We start from the raw sequence: 17136 nt of genomic DNA, 5'->3' as shown, positions 1-17136 counted from the left end.
CATCTCGCAATCTTTTCATCAATTTTTCTGTTTATCCACAAGCTGATCTTTTTGCAGCCATGGCATCATCCCTCGCAACCGTGAACCGACCTCTTCGATCGGGTGCTCCTCTCCCCTTCTCAAGAGAGCATTATACACGGGCCGGTTCGCTTGATTTTCCAGCACCCACTCTCTGGCGAATCGACCGCTTTGGATCTCTCCCAAAATCTCTTTCATCACTTTCTTGGTCTCATCGGTTACCACACGTGGGCCTCGTGTCACATCGCCATATTTTGCCGTCGTGCTGATAGAATAGCGCATATTGGCAATTCCACCCTGATAGATCAGGTCCACGATGAGCTTCACTTCATGTAAACATTCGAAATAGGCCATTTCAGGCGAATAGCCGGCTTCGACCAATGTTTCAAATCCTGCCTGAATCAGGGAGGTAAGCCCTCCACATAAGACCGCCTGCTCCCCAAAAAGATCCGTTTCCGTCTCTTCTCGAAAGGAGGTTTCAATGACACCCGCTCTGGCTCCGCCAATCGCACAGGCGTAGGCCAATCCGACCTTCGTTGTCTGACCGCCGGGATCCTGGTGAATGGCTAACAAGCATGGTACGCCCGTCCCTTTGGTATACTCCGACCTGACCAGATGCCCGGGACCCTTGGGAGCCACCATAAACACATTCACATGGCTGTCAGGTTGAATTTGCCCAAAATGGATATTAAACCCATGCCCAAAGGCCAGATAAGCTCCCTGTTTCAAGTTTGGACCAATATCTTTATTGTAGATGGCGGCTTGGGCTTCATCTGGAGCTAACAGCATCACCACATCAGCACCTTTAACCGCATCCGCGGTCGGCATGACTTTCAACCCAGCCGCTTCCGCTTTGTTCCATGACGAACCTTCCCGGCAGCCCACGACCACTTGAAGACCACTATCCCGCATGTTTAAGGCATGAGCATGACCCTGGCTACCGAACCCCACTACGGCCACAGTTTTTTTGGCCAAAATCTGTCGATCTGCGTCTTTTTCATAATAAATTTTCATCATGCACTCCTCATAAAGATAATATAGTCCTTAGTCGTTCCGTCTATCAGGGTGGACGGATCCCATCAGTTTAAAGGCAGCTGTTGTTGGCCTGATTAATTCGCTTTCGCAAGCGGTCGGGATTGGGTTTGTGTCGAGCGTGTCGGTTCGCGCCCAATGGCAATCCTGCCGGTTCGTACCAGCTCTTTGATGCCAAGTGGCTGCAGGAGATTGATGATCGCCTGGACTTTCCTCACATCTCCAGTGACCTCAATGGTGTAGCTGGTAGGAGAGGAATCCAGAACATTGGCTCGAAAAATATCCGCAATGCGAAGAGCTTCCGCTCGATCCTCTGGCCGGGTATGAACCTTAATTAGCGCAGTCTCTCGTTCAACAAACTCGCTTTCGCTAATATCAACGACTTTAATTACATCAATGAGTTTGTTCAGTTGCTTCAGGATTTGTTCGATAATCGGATCATCCCCCTTGGTGACCAAGGTCATCATGGACACAGAGGGATCCAATGTCGGGGCAACTGACAAACTTTCTATATTAAAGCCCCGGCCACTAAAGAGACCCGCTACTCGGGACAAAGATCCGAATTTATTCTCTACCGTCAACGAAATAATGTGTTCCATAACACCCTTTTATGGTTGTACTCTAAGCTGTGATGACAGAATCCGAATCCGCCTGAGTACCTATTTTTTGCATGGCATTGGGCTTCTTTAGGTCCGGGGGATCTGCTAATAACATTTCATGATTACAGCCTCCGGCCGGAATCATGGGATAACAATTTTCAAACTGGTAGGTCGGGACGTCAATCACGACCGGGCCCTTAATGGAAAGAGCTTCACGAATCCCGCTATCCATTTCTGAAACCTTTTCAATTCGAATACCAGCAGCCCCATAGGCTTCCGCTAATTTCACAAAATCAGGAACGGTCCCCAGGTAACTTGACGCATACCGGCCCTCATAAAACAAGTCCTGCCACTGCCGAACCATGCCATGGAACCGGTTATTAATAATAAAAACTTTAACCGGTAGTTGCTCAACGACTGCGGTCGCCAACTCTTGGGTATTCATTTGAATACTGCCATCACCGGCGACACACAGAACCAGTCGATCCGGAAACGCAGCTTGAGCCCCCATCGCGGCCGGCAATCCAAAACCCATGGTCCCCAGCCCCCCTGATGTTAACCAGGATTGAGGATTCTGTAATTTAAAATATTGAGCTGACCACATCTGGTGTTGACCCACGTCTGTGGCCAAAATAGGATTTCGGTCACTCGTCAGCTGATACAGGCGATCAATAAGAAATTGTGGCTTAATTTGTCCGTCGGGATCTTGATCATAGCGCAGAGGGTGCGCTTGCCTCCAGGCATTCAGTTGATCCCACCAGGGCTTCCTTTGCTCTTTTTGATTCCCATTCACCGTGGCGCGAAGAATATTATTCAATTCAATGAGCACTCGCTTACAGTCACCGACAATGGGAATGTCTACCTGAATATTTTTCCGAATAGAGGTCGGATCAATGTCAATGTGAATAATTTTCGCATCGGGACAAAACTCTGAAACCTTGCCCGTCACCCGATCATCAAATCGTGCCCCAACGGCAATAACCAGGTCGGAATAATGCATGGCCATATTCGCGACATACGTCCCATGCATGCCCAGCATGCCCAGTGAAAGGGGATGGTTTCCGGGAAATGCCCCAAGCGCCATCAACGTCATATCCACGGGAATTTGCGTCAGCTCGGCAAGCTCTTTTACCTCCGGAGAGGCCCCGGATAACACGACTCCTCCACCCACATATAAAATTGGACGCTTTGCTTTCATGATCGCGTCCGCCGCTTGTTTAATTTTCCACCGACTTCCGTCGTACGTGGGGTTATATCCGCGAATGGAAACAGACGTCGGGTAATGAAAGTCCGCTTTATCGAGCGAAATATCTTTAGGAATATCGACTAAAACCGGGCCAGGGCGGCCAGTGGTGGCAATATAAAACGCCTCCTTAATCGTCTGTGCTAAATCTTTCACGTCCTTGACCAGGAAATTGTATTTGGTGCACGGACGACTGAGACCGATATTGTCGGCCTCTTGAAAGGCGTCGTTGCCGATTAAGGCTGTGGGAACCTGTCCTGAAAAGACGACTATGGGAACTGAATCCATATACGCGTCAGCAAGAGACGTGATAACATTGGTCATGCCGGGGCCGGAGGTAATCAGCGCCACACCGGGTTTGCCCATGGCTTTTGCGTATCCGACGGCCATAAACCCGGCACCTTGTTCATGTCGTGTCAGAATTACCCGAATATCATTTTGCTGGTGCAAGACATCGAATATTTTGAGAACCACTCCGCCTGGCAAGGCAAACATGGTTTTCACGCCCTCACGCTTTAATGCTTCTAAGAAGATTTCTGCACCAGTGATTTTCATAATTCTCACCCTCTGGTTAATGTGACGACGGACGAAACCTGGTGAACCACATCGTCCCGGTAAAACCCCTCAAAAACCTCTTCGACAAAAAATATTCCCCATTTGTGGCAAATTTATTGTCTGCATAAATAAACCATTGTAATCATTATGGTTTTTTCAAGTCAATATTTATTGTAACAGGGTTGATCCCATTACGAAATACCTGTGGACGACAGATCCTATAGGTAAAATTTCAAAATCCTACGGCCCGCTCAATGTTCAAAGAAGACCTCCAGACCTTAGCGCAACAAAACCTGTTGAGGGAATTATCTCTCGTCAACTCCCCTTCGGCTCCAGTTATTTCAGTGGAAGGACGGGAAGTCCTTCTTTTTGCTTCCAATAACTATCTTGGGCTGGCCAACCATCCACAGCTAAAAGATGCCGCCATAAAAGCCATCGAAAAATTTGGAGTAGGATCTGGAGCCTCACGGTTAATTTCCGGCAACGTTACGCCTCATCACGTTTTAGAAGATGAATTGGCCAATTTTAAGGAAACAGAGGCGGCTCTCACCTTTTCTTCAGGTTATGCCACCAATATAGGAGTTATCCCGAATCTTGCCAGGGCAGATACCCTGATTTTGGCGGATCGGTTATGCCATGCCAGTCTTATCGATGGTTGCCGCCTCAGCCGGGCCACACTACGCGTCTTCCATCATAACGACGTCAGCCATCTCAAGCTCCTTCTGGCAAAAACACGCTCCCGGACTTCGACGCTCATTCTGACTGAAGGGGTGTTTAGTATGGAGGGAGATGTGGCTCCGCTGCCCGAGATAGCCAGATTGGCAGAAGAGTATGGTGCCACCCTGCTCATTGATGACGCGCATGGCACCGGGGTCATGGGCGCAACCGGTCGAGGCACGGTGGAACATTTTAGATTAGACTCCCGGAACATCCTCCAGATGGGCACGCTCAGTAAAGCCATTGGGTCCAGCGGCGGATTTATTGCCGGGCCGAAAGATTTTGTGTCCTATCTGGTTAATACCGCACGCTCATTTATCTATACCACCGCACCATCACCCGCCATTGCCGCCGCAGCGAGCGCAGCCCTGGCGGTCATTCGGCAAGAACCCCAACGCAGAGTGATGCTCTGGCGCAATCGAGAGTTTTTGCATCACGGCTTAGTGACGATGGGATTCCAACTGACCGACACTCAGAGCCCTATTCTCCCGATCATGGTGAACGACCCGGAACTCGGAGTCCAGATGAGCCAACACTTACGAGCAGAGGGCGTGTGGATTCCGGCTGTCCGCCCCCCTACGGTCCCTAGAGGGACCAGCCGCCTCCGCATCACGGTTACAGCCGATCATTCGCTTGAGCATCTCGAGACCGCCCTCAGAGCATTACGGAAGGTAGGAACAGCCCTTAAGGTTCTCTAAGCGAAAGATTACCCTCCGGTGCTCTTCTTATTCCTGCCAGCTGATCCTGAAAAACGCCCTCTTCTTATGTCCTACATTCGAAATCCAAAAAGATCAATAATCCCCTCCATTCAAGAAAATCAAACGGTATTCCGACAAGATGAGCAGGAATTCCATGGCTCCGAGATTTCGGCATTGATTGATAGGGGTGCCTTCGTTTCAATGCACCACGACCAGCAGACATACTCATTCATCACAAATTTTCATTAGAGTTAGGTTTTTTGTATGAATACACAACTGTTGCCTGGAAAAATTGAAATACAGGGAGAAATTGCCAAAGGCCAAACCGGTACCATTTACTATGGGTATGATCTCGAACTGCGGCAGGAAATGGCGATTAAGGTGTATCATACCCATATCAATGGTCGGCTCATTCGTGGAAAAGCCTTCATTGAAAAAGCCAAATCGCTCCTTCGATTAGAACACCCCAATCTCATTAAAATCTTCAAAGTAGAAGAGCAGGACGGCACCCCTGTCGTCTGCATGGAATTTTTTGATGCTCCCAGTCTCCAACACGTCATTCAGAATGAAGGGCCGCTTTCAGTCGAAAAAATGCTCTTACTGGCCCGTGAAATTGCGGAAGTGTTAGTTCATATCCACTTCCAAGGCATCATTCACGGCACACTCCATCCTGGACACGTTCTAGTCGGCCCTCAAGGCCAGATCAAAGTCATGGACCTCGGATTATCTTGGATCCTGATGGACATCCTGAAAAACTGTGACGCTGAGTTACTCAGACCATTACCCTACTTGCTCCCCGAAACTGCCAAAAGCGAACTCCTGACCCTCAGCAGTGATTTGTACTGTTTGGGATTCATGATGTACGACATGCTCACCAAGCGAGTGCCCTATTCCGGTCTTCCGAAGACATCGATTATGGGGAAACTGGCTTTCGACCAGGCTGACCCGGTGTTTGACTTCCCGAACCATGTCCCGAAAGCCATCTGTGAGCTTATCCGCCAAATGACCAGGAATCAGTCCTCACAGCGACTTCAAGATGCCACCCATGTCCTCACCATTTTGAATCAGCAATTGGCAAAATTTGCCCCTGAAGTATTGAGGCAGCCAGCGGCCCCCGCAGAACCTCAACCAACGCCAGAAATCCAAACAGCCAAGATAGAGACACCGAGCCTTCCACCACAGGCACCAGTATCAGCACCCCCTCCAAACCAACCGCCTGCCGTGACCCGGCCGAAACACTCTACCGACTATCAAGGCATACACCGAGCCCAGACGAGAAAAAAATTAGGCGTAACGATTGGAATCACCTTGCTTCTCTTTATTGGTGGCACCATGGGTTATATGTATAAGGAACAGCTCGGCATCCCTTTTCTGGCCTCGAATCAACCCAGGGTCCCTGAGCAGCCACTCATCAACGAACCTGCTCCTGTCGTTCCACCAATAGACTCATTCACAACCATTCCTCCGGACAACTCAATTTCCTTTCCGCTCAATACCTCAAGAACCGAAGTACCACATGTGAAAACCAACGACACACCAACTAGTGATACCTCAAACCGGGCAATCCCGACACCCCCAGCGCCGACAACGGTGGTGACAGAGGATCACTCCCTGCGACCTGATGCATCACACCACCCGGAAACACCATTGCCTTCTCCTCCGGAACGCACCAGTGCACAATCTCTGAACCCGAGCGCACAACATACATCTGAAGGCAACCAGGTTCCGAATCAACCAACCAGGGCGCCACTCCAAGACCATTCCAACCTGGCCAACCCGCCATCTTCCAGGAAACCGGTTACTCCGGTCACAGCACCGGCGTCGACAACAAATTTTCCAGCAACGGGGCAAAGAACTGTCCCCACAGTCACGGAGAAACCCGCGTCACACTCTGAACAGTCTTCCGCGGTTTCTTCCGAGGGACCGCAACCCTCACAGGAGTCAACTGCTCCCTCCCCGAACACCGAGGCGTTAGACACCATTGAAAGCAAGGAACACAAAGACGTATTGGATTCGGTTCAGATCCCTGAGAATGGAACAACCCTTTCCACGGAAGGACCAAGTCCTGTACTTCCATCCCCTCCGAATCCACCGTCTCCTACCCCTGCACCGAAACTCCCCGCTCTTTCATCGCCCGTATCTCCCCCATAACCACTCGATTGCAGTGCAGATTTTCAGAAGCCCCATGCATGAGTCCATCACACAAGACCAATATCTCTAAACCCTTATGGACGGCAGGAACCCTCAGCAGCCAGCATGCCGAATCCGCCATACTATTCAGTTAAAGGTTCCCAAAAAACGTGACTAATGATCTGTGAATGCACAGCCACCACACGTCTTAAACGGGAATATAGGGAGCAAGCATGTTAGCCAAAATTCAAAGTGTGGGGTTGGTGGGATTAGAAGCCAATCTCATTGAAATTGAGGTGGATATTGGTGGAGGCCTTCCACAATTTTCCATCGTGGGGCTACCCGATGCGACCGTTCGTGAAAGCCGAGACCGGGTTCGATCCGCACTCAAAAACACAGGGTTCCATTTTCCAGCAAAAAAAATCACCGTCAATTTGGCGCCAGCCGGATTAAAAAAGGAAGGGGCCGGTCTTGAGTTGGGAATTGCCATCGGCATTTTGGTAGCCGAAGGGGTCCTGTCACAAGAAGCGGTCACCTCCTACATTTTTGTTGGGGAACTGGCACTGGATGGCAGAATCAAAGCGGTTCCCGGGGTGCTGTCCATGGCTATTGCCACCCATCACCCCTTTTCATTGATCCTGCCTCACGACAATGCCTCGCAGGCTTCCGTGGTCGACCACGCCACCGTGTTTGCCGTCTCGACCCTCCCTCAGGTAGTGGAATTTCTCCAGGGGGCGCTCACTCTCCTTCCTGCAAAAAATACCTTCCCCCTCGTGCACCCCGGACTCTCCTCCACTGAGGAGGACTTTGCCGATGTGGTGGGACAATATCAGGCCAAACGTGCCCTGGAGGTGGCTGCCGCTGGTGGGCACAATCTCCTCATGGTGGGTCCACCAGGATCAGGAAAAACCATGTTAGCCCAACGGTTAACAGGGATTCTTCCACCCATGAGCTTTCAGGAATGTTTGGAAGCCAGTCAGGTCCACAGTGTGGCCGGAAACCTTCCACCTCATGCGGCCCTCCTCGCCAATCGCCCCTTTCGTTCCCCCCATCACACCATTTCAGAAGCCGGCCTCGTTGGAGGAGGATCCATCCCCCGTCCCGGAGAAGTCTCTCTGGCACATCATGGTGTCCTCTTTTTAGATGAAGCCCTGGAATTTAAGCGGTCGCTCTTGGATAGCTTACGCCAGCCACTGGAAAATGGAACCGTCACACTGACCCGCGCACAGGCCAGCTTCACGTTTCCCGCTAAACTCATGTTGATCGTCGCCATGAATCCCTGCCCATGTGGATATTGTGGAGACCCAACCCATGAATGTGTCTGTACGCCCTTTCACATTCAACGGTATCGAAGCCGTCTGTCCGGTCCACTCCTTGATCGGCTGGATATCCACATCGAAGTCCCTGCAGTCCCGGTCAAAGAACTATCGGGCAGGATTACCGGCGAAGCCTCTTCAACCATTCGTCAACGAGTGATTCAGGCACGACATCGTCAAATCGACCGCTACCGCGCTGAGCAGACCCTCAACAATGCACAGCTCAAGCCTCGCTTGCTCAAAAAATATTGCCAACTGGATCAAGCCGGAAACACCCTGTTGGATCAAGCCGTCATCCGCCTGGGATTGTCCGCACGGGCCTATGGCCGAATTTTACGTGTGGCCCGAACTATTGCCGACTTAGGAGAATCGGTTATGATTTCATCCACACATGTCGCCGAAGCGATTCAGTACCGAACATTAGATCGACCCATTCTGGCATAAGGACATTTCATGGATTCGTTTAAAGTGTTTCGATGGTGGTTCATGATTGGCGCCCTCATGGCACTGGCTGTCATCATGATTCAAGGCGGGATTCGCGATCTCATGCTGGCTAATGAACCTATATGGGAAATTAAACTGGTCGAATTGGGACCGCCGATCTTTGGGGGAGGCCTCTTGGGTGGATGCATTGCCCTCATCCTGAATCGAATTAAGGATAAGTCCTAACTCCAGTTACGTGTGACGGCCTCTCCCGCATTCCCTCCCACACATCCCAAGCCCCCTCACCGTCTCAAGGAGTGCTTAAAGCTTGTCCTGATCCTGGCCGAAGGAAGGCGGTTCAGCCCTGTCCTGAGGCTGCTCAAAAAAAGCCGCAGCCCGCTTGGACGAGCGGAGCACACGAAGGAGTATGTGAGCAGGGGCAAGCGGCCAATACTCATTCCTAAAACCATCCCGAGGTACCACACATGTTTTCAACACTCATCCAAGGAACATTTCCTCTAGCCACCGGCCTGATCCGGTCAGTACAATACGGGTCAGTTTTGAGTCTATTCACTGAAGAACAAAGGAGGCATGGTGGGCATGGATGTGAAAGTCGGACCGCATTGGTACCGCAATTCCAATGGAATTGTAGAAATTGACGGACTCCCCCAAATTGAAATGCAGCTCCGAAAAACCGGAGGAACCCCTGTTCGAGTCAATTTTGCCATTTTCGATAAAGTTGGGAAAATGCATGCAAAGATAGAAGCCAATTCCCTGGTTATTAACGAACAAGGAGCCTATCAACTGGAACGGTTGGAGAACGGCATAATTTTATCCAATAGAGGAGACAAGAAACGGGTGCTGGCCATTAACGTGACTGGCACGGATCAGGTGGAAATACCGGAAGGCGAATTCTATACGCTCAAAGGGCATCTCTTAAAGATTACGCCCCATGAATGGTCAGTGGAAAAAACCACGAAACAGTCAGGCGAGACAGACATGAAGGGACAACCCGTTGCGGTTGGTTCTCAATAAATGAGTCAGGGAAGCGTGGGGGTCGTTGAGGCCAAACCCTTGTCTTCCCCGGACCATCACGGTCATCAAATTTCAGCCGACGGGGCGTGACATCGCCCCTCACAAATTGCACACATTCGTGCGGGGACGCCGTCCCCAACCATGGCCGGGCCCAATGAACTGGAGAGGTCCAGTGCCACGACATCTGACCCTTGATACGTCCATAAACGGCCACATTCCTGACAGCAGTACCAAATGGTATACCCAGGCCACTCCCGATCACGCACAGCCATGAGTACGGTCTCCTTTGCCTACCTCTTCGTTACAGGATCCGACTGATCGGACTCAATCGTCCGGCATTTCCGCCTGAATCTTTTCAGGCAGTGTCTGTACCCAATCATCGAAGGGCAGATCGGCATCGACGACAATTTCCAGTTTGCCATTGGACAACCGACGAACCACCCCTGGACTTGCCGGGGCCAAGGGGATTTCCACGGCTTCCCGGGAAATATCCAACTCATCCGTCACTTCTAAAATTCTCGTGATATGCTGAAACGAAACCGTATCCAATAAACTCACCTTGGCTCCCTTCATCAGGCTGATCAATAGAAATTGTAGGAACTGTCCCGGACCCTGTCAACGAACTCCGGGGTGGCGACATTCACACCGCGGCTGAAAAAACCTGTCTGAAGACCCGCCCGGCAGCAACCATATCTTCATGATTGACATCCAAGTGCGTCACCACCCGAAACGCCCGATCCCCCATGGCATTCAACAGGACTCCGGCCTCCCGACAGTCAGCTAACAACGTGTCGGTCGTTTTAGAAGAATGGGGGACCTGAAACATCACCATATTGGTCTCCACTGCCTTGACATCAACGACCACACCGGGGATGTCCTCCAAGAGTGTCGCCAGATAATGCGCATTCACATGATCCTCGGCCAATCGGGCAATATGATGCTCAAGTGCATACACACCGGCAGCGGCCAGAATGCCCACCTGCCGCATTCCCCCGCCAAACACTTTGCGAAGACGACGCAATGTTTGAACACGTGCCGCATCCGACACTACCACCGACCCGACGGGAGCCCCCAAACCTTTCGACAAACAAAAGGACACCGTATCAAAGGGACGAGCATAGTCGGCAGCCGCCACACCGGTTGAGACCACGGCATTGAACAATCGAGCCCCATCCAAATGCAGTGACAATCCATAGGTGCGGGCCACCTCTGCAATGTGATGGATGACCTCCAAGGCATAAATCGATCCTCCACCCACATTATGCGTCTGCTCCAGACACACCAACGTGGTTGGAGGGTTATGCAGTCCCTTTGGCCGGATGGCATCCTTAACCGATTCCGGCGAAAGGCGACCGCGATCACCCGGCACACAAACCAATTGGACACCGGAGAGCGAAGACGCCGATCCCCCTTCATAGCGAATGAGATGGGATGTACTATCCACGATTACTTCATCACCGGGCCGGGTGTGCAATCGGAGAGCCAATTGATTGCCCATCACCCCGGATGGCACAAACACCGCAGCCTCCTTGCCTAACATTTCAGCGGCCATGGCTTCCAATCGATTCACGGTCGGATCTTCTCCATACACATCATCACCCACCTCGGCCTGAGCCATCGCCTCCCGCATGGCAGGTGTCGGTTTCGTCACAGTATCGCTGCGCAAATCAATTTTCTGCATGAGCCGATTCCTTCCAAAAATATTGACCCTGCAGCTATTCTAAGGAACCGTCTGTCTTCACACAAGATTTTCCTTTTGGCATTGGTCTACAATGCGGGCGATGAAAACACGTCTCCTCGTCACCGGCGGAGCGGGCTTTTTAGGCAATCACCTCCTACGTCGGGCCCATCAATTTGTCGCAGCCGGAACGCTGCACGCGACGCCCTCCACATCCCTTCCCGGCGTCACCTTTCATGTGTGTGATCTCCAAAGCCCTGAGGAAGTTCGAATCCTCATGGATCGGGTGCAACCAGACGTCATTATTCACACCGCCTGCTCGGAGCAGGGAAAAGGAATTGAAGCGATCCTTCCTGCAGCAGGGCTCCTCGCCATCCAATCCACGGAACGAAATATTCGCTTCATTCACCTTTCAACTGATCAAGTCTTTGATGGAACTTCAGCGCCCTATACCGAAGAGAGCCCCACGAACCCCATCAACCCCTATGGCCATGCCAAAGCCCAGGCGGAAGAACTCATCCGCTCCCTCAATCCGAAGGCCACCATCGTCCGCACCTCGTTGCTCTATGATCTGCGCACACCGGACCGCCAGACGTCACGCTTAATCGAGTCCACGAAAACCGACGAACCCTATCGCTTGTTCATTGATGAACTTCGCTGCCCCGTCTGGGTGGAAAATCTTGCCGAATTGTTACTGGAAATCGCCACCAAGGATGTTCCGGGAATCCTGCACCTTGGAGGCCCTGAAAGCCTGAACCGGTGGGACTTAGGGGTGGGACTGCTCCAGCACTTTTGGATCACACAGACATCGAATATTCAACAGGGAACCATCGAAGAATCCGGACTGGTCCGCCCCAAAAACCTCACCATGGACTCTTCGCGAACCAAACAGCTTCTCCATACCCCCCTACTCTCCCTTTCAGAAGCCCGGGAAAAAGTTCAACATCCCAAAACCTAAAAAATCCGGTATCCACCGGGAAGAAAAAGCCATGAGTCTCTTTTACATGCATGGATAAATCATGTTCGCCGTCAAGGATTTACCCACGGCTATCCGTTGGAATTCTACGTTTTGACATTCAGCGTTGACATTTTATTGTTAAGAATTTAGCCTGACCTCATTTCAGACCACATGGGTATGGAAATAAAATTTCTTTCAATCGCCTATTATTCGACGCGAAACGAGGTGGCAGATGCCGTTTCTGAAATCGTTATTCACGATTGAAGGGAAGAATGCGATCGTCACAGGGGCTGCGTCGGGTCTGGGTCAGCATTGTGCGGAGACGCTCGCACGCGCAGGTGCCCGGGTCGCGCTGTTGGACATCAACCAAGATGGACTTGCTAAGACTGCCGCTCGAATTAAAGAGATCGGTGGTCAATCGGTAAGCCAGGTTGTCGATATTTCACAGACCAAGGCTGTCGACGCGGGCGTGGCGGAAGTGATCGAAGCGTTCGGCGCCATCCACGTCTTAGTGAACTCCGCGGGAGTCGCATTATGGCGACCGGTCCTGGAAGTGACCGAAAAAGAGTGGGACCTGCTGCTCGACGTCGATCTCAAAGGCACGTGGCTCATGTGTCAGGCAGTTGCCAAGCACATGATCGCCCACAAGATTCACGGAAGCCTGATCAACATCTCATCCGCCACCTCGCACCGTCCCCAACCCAACCTGGTGCCATACGCCACTGCAAAGGCAGGAGTGAACCATCTCTCTCGAGCCCTTGCCGCTGAGTTAGCGCCGTACGGAATTCGAGTGAATTCGCTTGCTCCCGGAGGCATTGTGACCAATATGGTCAGGGAGTTTCTGAAGACCCCGGATGGAAAGGCCGCGGTAGCATCGGTGCCACTCAAGCGTTTCGCGGAAGTCGAGGAATACAACGGCCCACTACTCCTGCTGGCCTCCGATGCCTCGAGCTACATGACCGGCGCGGTCATAATGGTCGACGGCGGCCTCGCATGCGCGGCGTTGCAATTCCCGGAACACGAACAGTCGAAATGAGGGGGTAGGCTCCTGATATCTGAAAACTCTCACCAACAGACTTGAACCATAATCCTAACTCGTTATGGGTTTCGTTTATGAATGCCGAGTTTGTTCCCGTCGGGGTCCAGGACAATCGCTGCCCGGCAGTGAGGAAGGTCGAAAGGCTCAAGGGCGAACTGCACGTTGTGATTTCTGAGATGTTCTATCGTCTTGTCAAAGTCCTCTACTTCCAGCACAAGCTGAGGACCGTCGCCTGATGGCTTTAAGAATGGTTCTTTGCCGATGGCCAGCGTGTGAGGACCGATCTCATACTCGACCCAGAATCCGTCGACCAGATCCATGGAAGTCGCGCTAGTGAGCCCGAGAACGCCCTCATAAAAGGCACGGGAACGCGCCAGATTCGTGGCCGGATATACGATAAAAGCAAATTCAACAATCTTCATTGCGGTGTCCAATCGGATGATAGCGCTAACAGGGCGCATGGTTGAGTCGCGAACCTGAGCCTCCTCGAAACGAGCCGCACGTTCGGCTGCAGCAGGTAGCTAACATGCGAACTCTGCCCAGCCGACAGATCATCAATTCCTCCTAATTCCAATGCGAGCAGCCCTGTCTCCTTCACCACCTCAGAACTCCGGCCGCCACCTTCGAGGGGTTGCACGTATGAAGTGTAAGCTACCCGGCTCCGAGCGACGTGAGGAGCACCTCGACAACTGGACGAGGACCAGGTTAGCTTCACAGGTTTGTTAAACCGCGGGTACGGCATCACAGGTTGCGAGCCACACGGTGTGCTTGCCGCATGCTGGGTCTTCTGCCGTGTACGCTCTCACGACGAACCCGTTGGTCAGGAGCTGCTGCTCGTACTCTGCGGGCCCAAGACTCGCGTGGTACAGTGGTTCCACTCCGTAGGTGCCGATCGCCTCCCCTTCAGCAGGACCGCTTGTGAACATTAGCGGTGCTCCCCGTTGAGCATTTTTGGCGAAGCGTGGAAACATCTTCCGTTGATCATCCATGTCCAAATGGAAGAAGCTGTCCCACGCCAGAATGCCATCGAACCGTCGGACGATCTCGAACTGACGCATGTCTGCTACAACCCACTCGGAGTCGGGAAAGCGCGCGCGGCAAAGCGCGATCATAGACGCCGAAGTATCCATGCCAATGACGCGAAACCCGCGACCGATGAGATATCGTGCGATCGGCTCACCCATCCCGCAACCCAGGTCGAGAACTGTGCCTCCAGGACGCACGTGGACCAGAAACCGATCCAGCCAAATGCATTCCTGAAGCAATCGGCTTCGATCACGATCATAGGCCAGCACATGTCGCTCGTAAAGATCAATGACAGCGTCTTTGCACATGGTAGAAAGATTCTCCGACATCAGGTTCGCGATCACACGGAATATTGAGGGGCGCGCTGTTTTTACACACCTCTCTAAAAGGCAATATTAGGTTGCGACCTTTGATTTCGTGGCAAAGAACCTCAGGCGAACAAAATCTGCCTCCCAATTATCATTTACATTTCAGAGCATGGGACGCAGTGCTTCAAAAACCTCTGAAATAAAACGTTTTCTTTCGCTTTCAGGCAAAGCCGAAGTATATGGCTGGGCGAACCTTGCAACCCAGCCACCGACGTCTCCGGGCAACGGAGTGGGGCGAGGAATCAGGACAATGTTTTCGACCTTAAAAACGCTGGCCTCAAGGAGTTGTTTGTATTCTTCAGGCCTAGGAAAGAACCAAGGACTGGCAACTATCACTCCCCGCAAAGAAAGTGCAAATTCAATGGCGGTAGCCTTGGCAGACACGTTTCCATATCCCCCAAACTCCCCAACAAAGCGGCCGCCGGACCGGACCACGGCTTTTTTAAGCACCAAGGCCAAACCACAGTACATTGACGCTCGGGATCTGACCTTACAATCACGCAATCCTCTTTCGCCCTGACTCACCTGTACCACCACGTGTCAGTCCACTGTCTTCTTTCGAGACCTGCCCCCTGCCCTATCGAATTACTTATCCACCTGCAGATCGGCCAACTGGACTGGCGCTTAAACCCAGGGCCGGACTTTGTCCGAGCCCGGCGAGTTGGGCCGCCCTTTCGTTATCTGCGTCAGCACGATTGAATGTGGCCGACCTAGGTGGAAATGGTTTTTGGACCTTTCCCCGAAAGAAAAGGGCCTTGCCTGCCAAAGATAGGCCCTTCATAACTTATCGTAAACTCGCGACAATAGCCTTGACCGCTAATCCTATGAAACGGCCTTTGCTGTGCCACGAAGAGGCCAGTGTTTAGATAAGGGGCACAACTTAAGGAGCGATCCTAACTGATGTAGTTATTAGTTTTTTGGGCTTGATTTGTACCAATAATCTTCACCCTTAGGAAGAATTATTTCCTTAAATATTTTTTGACCAATTCTGTCTTTTTTGGTTTTTACATTTCTATGAACAATATTAATCAAATCTAGAAACTGGCATTCATCCATGCGGTCATCCTCGAAATCAAGACGATGTAGCTCTGAATTAATACGAGGACCTATGTTACTCCCTTTTTTTGGAGGAAGCAGTAAGCGTAATTTGCCTGTGTCCCATTGGCCTTCACCTGAATGAGCAGCAAGTGTATGCCTATACTCCATGATGCAGTCATGCTTGGCATGGAACTCAGTAGGCACAATAGATTTTTCTAGTTTAACACCTCGGCCTTTTGCTTGAGTAAAGCACTTTCCATAAAATATTAAACTTGAAAAAAATAAGCTTTTAACAATAGCGTGATTTTTTTCATCGCCTATTTGATTGTCCCTATAGCGATCTTCCTTCGGCCTCACATGCTCTGATTTCTCTTTAGGGAAGAGATCATATGCATGTGTCAACCATCTCTCAGCATCTTCAAGATCTCTCATAATTAACTGATAGCCAATGTATTGCTTTGATAATGGTCCTTTAATTAAATGTGTTGGGCAGTGTTTTCCTTTGTAATAGTAAATGCGTTGCTGCTCACCAGTCTTTGGATTAATTTTATCTTTAGTTGTTAGGTGGTCTGAGAGGGGGCGCATTTCCATTTATTCATCTATCAACAATTAGGCTGCTTCGCATCCAAGGGGGTGGCTTGACTTTCTGTCCAAATAACCCGCAATGGATTCTCCTAAGCAATACGCGAAAATCACCCCAATGTGAGTGAGTTGCTGTTAATGGGGTGGCTTATCACAACATTTCATGCGGATCGGCATAAATATGGCCGACCTGGGTGAAAATGGTTTTGGGTCCTTTTCCCGAAAGAAAAGGACCTCGCCTGCCGGGGCGAAACCCGGCAACACAGAAAATCAATTTGTGCCACGAGACCTAGAACACAAGTATCATGCATTTTCTGCCAGCCTTTTTTAGTGATAAATACCAAAATGGATTCCCGACTAATACCGTCAATCTGTAGGCCAAAACTATATTAAAACCACTAGTATTGGTCACCAGAATATTTGCTCCACTCACGAAATAAGTCAAGAGCTGAAAATGGACAGGTAGGAGCCCAGAGGCTTGCTTGGTTTAAAAAATGATCCGCCTTAAAAGAATAGAGGAGAATTAGGCTAACATTGGTTTGATCTTCCCCCGGTTTTGTGGACACGTCATTAAGTATGGATAATGTACTGAAGGAGGTGTCGATGGGAGGATCACGGAGGAGTTTTACCAAAGAGTTCAAGGTTGAAGCCGTTCGGCTTCTGACGGAGGGTAGAAGTAGC

General features: G+C 51.0%; 17 protein-coding genes. 7 read left to right on the top strand and 10 right to left on the bottom strand.

Annotated elements, in window-relative coordinates:
* Positions 1 to 18: 18 nt before the first annotated feature.
* The 3 genes from ilvC to ilvB form a co-directional block, all read right to left on the bottom strand.
* On the bottom strand, positions 19 to 1032 hold the full coding sequence (ilvC, locus tag ACTRXD_RS00600; RefSeq protein WP_442429964.1) for a ketol-acid reductoisomerase: 1014 nt from the start codon (positions 1030 to 1032) through the stop codon (positions 19 to 21).
* Between the two features lie 95 nt (positions 1033 to 1127).
* Positions 1128 to 1649: an acetolactate synthase small subunit gene (gene ilvN / locus ACTRXD_RS00595; RefSeq protein WP_442429947.1), complete on the bottom strand. Its 522-nt coding sequence runs from the start codon at positions 1647 to 1649 to the stop codon at positions 1128 to 1130.
* Positions 1650 to 1671: 22 nt separating this feature from the next.
* Positions 1672 to 3447 carry a biosynthetic-type acetolactate synthase large subunit gene (gene ilvB / locus ACTRXD_RS00590; RefSeq protein WP_442429946.1) on the bottom strand — a complete coding sequence of 592 codons (1776 nt, stop codon included), beginning with the start codon at positions 3445 to 3447 and terminating at the stop codon, positions 1672 to 1674.
* A 254-nt stretch (positions 3448 to 3701) separates the two neighbouring features.
* Between ilvB and bioF the strand changes: the two genes are divergently transcribed.
* From bioF to ACTRXD_RS00565, 5 genes are all read left to right on the top strand, one after another.
* The gene (gene bioF / locus ACTRXD_RS00585; RefSeq protein WP_442429945.1) at positions 3702 to 4862 is read left to right on the top strand and encodes an 8-amino-7-oxononanoate synthase; all 1161 of its coding nucleotides are present in this window, start codon (positions 3702 to 3704) and stop codon (positions 4860 to 4862) included.
* Between the two features lie 264 nt (positions 4863 to 5126).
* Entirely contained in the window at positions 5127 to 7013 is a 1887-nt protein-coding gene (locus tag ACTRXD_RS00580) for a protein kinase domain-containing protein (RefSeq protein ID WP_442429944.1), read from the top strand.
* 212 nt (positions 7014 to 7225) lie between these two features.
* Positions 7226 to 8752 (top strand): YifB family Mg chelatase-like AAA ATPase, encoded by a 1527-nt coding sequence (locus ACTRXD_RS00575; protein WP_442429943.1) that lies wholly within the window; start codon positions 7226 to 7228, stop codon positions 8750 to 8752.
* 9 nt (positions 8753 to 8761) lie between these two features.
* A complete protein-coding gene (locus ACTRXD_RS00570; RefSeq protein WP_312744898.1) occupies positions 8762 to 8977 on the top strand; it encodes a hypothetical protein in 216 nt (71 codons plus the stop codon).
* Between the two features lie 354 nt (positions 8978 to 9331).
* Positions 9332 to 9766: a hypothetical protein gene (locus tag ACTRXD_RS00565; protein ID WP_312646726.1), complete on the top strand. Its 435-nt coding sequence runs from the start codon at positions 9332 to 9334 to the stop codon at positions 9764 to 9766.
* A 65-nt stretch (positions 9767 to 9831) separates the two neighbouring features.
* Here the strand turns inward: ACTRXD_RS00565 and ACTRXD_RS00560 are convergent, their stop codons facing one another.
* From ACTRXD_RS00560 to ACTRXD_RS00550, 3 genes are all read right to left on the bottom strand, one after another.
* Entirely contained in the window at positions 9832 to 10038 is a 207-nt protein-coding gene (locus tag ACTRXD_RS00560; RefSeq protein ID WP_442429942.1) for a hypothetical protein, read from the bottom strand.
* A 52-nt stretch (positions 10039 to 10090) separates the two neighbouring features.
* Positions 10091 to 10339 (bottom strand): hypothetical protein, encoded by a 249-nt coding sequence (locus ACTRXD_RS00555; protein ID WP_442429941.1) that lies wholly within the window; start codon positions 10337 to 10339, stop codon positions 10091 to 10093.
* Positions 10340 to 10406: 67 nt separating this feature from the next.
* Entirely contained in the window at positions 10407 to 11447 is a 1041-nt protein-coding gene (locus ACTRXD_RS00550; protein ID WP_442429940.1) for a threonine aldolase family protein, read from the bottom strand.
* Positions 11448 to 11547: 100 nt separating this feature from the next.
* Here ACTRXD_RS00550 and ACTRXD_RS00545 point away from each other — a divergent pair, with 100 nt between their 5' ends.
* Positions 11548 to 12402 (top strand): SDR family oxidoreductase, encoded by an 855-nt coding sequence (locus tag ACTRXD_RS00545; RefSeq protein WP_442429939.1) that lies wholly within the window; start codon positions 11548 to 11550, stop codon positions 12400 to 12402.
* Between the two features lie 232 nt (positions 12403 to 12634).
* Positions 12635 to 13438, top strand: a complete 804-nt coding sequence (locus ACTRXD_RS00540; RefSeq protein ID WP_442429938.1) for an SDR family NAD(P)-dependent oxidoreductase — start codon at positions 12635 to 12637, stop codon at positions 13436 to 13438.
* A gap of 62 nt (positions 13439 to 13500) precedes the next feature.
* On the opposite strand, the gene ACTRXD_RS00535 is transcribed toward ACTRXD_RS00540, so the two are convergent.
* The 4 genes from ACTRXD_RS00535 to ACTRXD_RS00520 all read right to left on the bottom strand — a co-directional run bounded on the left by ACTRXD_RS00535 (position 13501) and on the right by ACTRXD_RS00520 (position 16464).
* Entirely contained in the window at positions 13501 to 13863 is a 363-nt protein-coding gene (locus ACTRXD_RS00535) for a VOC family protein (RefSeq protein WP_442429937.1), read from the bottom strand.
* 300 nt (positions 13864 to 14163) lie between these two features.
* On the bottom strand, positions 14164 to 14775 hold the full coding sequence (locus ACTRXD_RS00530; RefSeq protein ID WP_442429936.1) for a class I SAM-dependent methyltransferase: 612 nt from the start codon (positions 14773 to 14775) through the stop codon (positions 14164 to 14166).
* 162 nt (positions 14776 to 14937) lie between these two features.
* Positions 14938 to 15219 (bottom strand): hypothetical protein, encoded by a 282-nt coding sequence (locus ACTRXD_RS00525; RefSeq protein WP_442429935.1) that lies wholly within the window; start codon positions 15217 to 15219, stop codon positions 14938 to 14940.
* Between the two features lie 525 nt (positions 15220 to 15744).
* The gene (locus ACTRXD_RS00520; RefSeq protein ID WP_442429934.1) at positions 15745 to 16464 is read right to left on the bottom strand and encodes a hypothetical protein; all 720 of its coding nucleotides are present in this window, start codon (positions 16462 to 16464) and stop codon (positions 15745 to 15747) included.
* Between the last annotated feature and the right edge of the window lie 672 nt (positions 16465 to 17136).

The organism is Nitrospira sp. T9 (assembly GCF_052156535.1).
Lineage (GTDB): Bacteria > Nitrospirota > Nitrospiria > Nitrospirales > UBA8639 > Nitrospira_E.
This window is presented reverse-complemented; position numbering and strand designations above follow the sequence as displayed.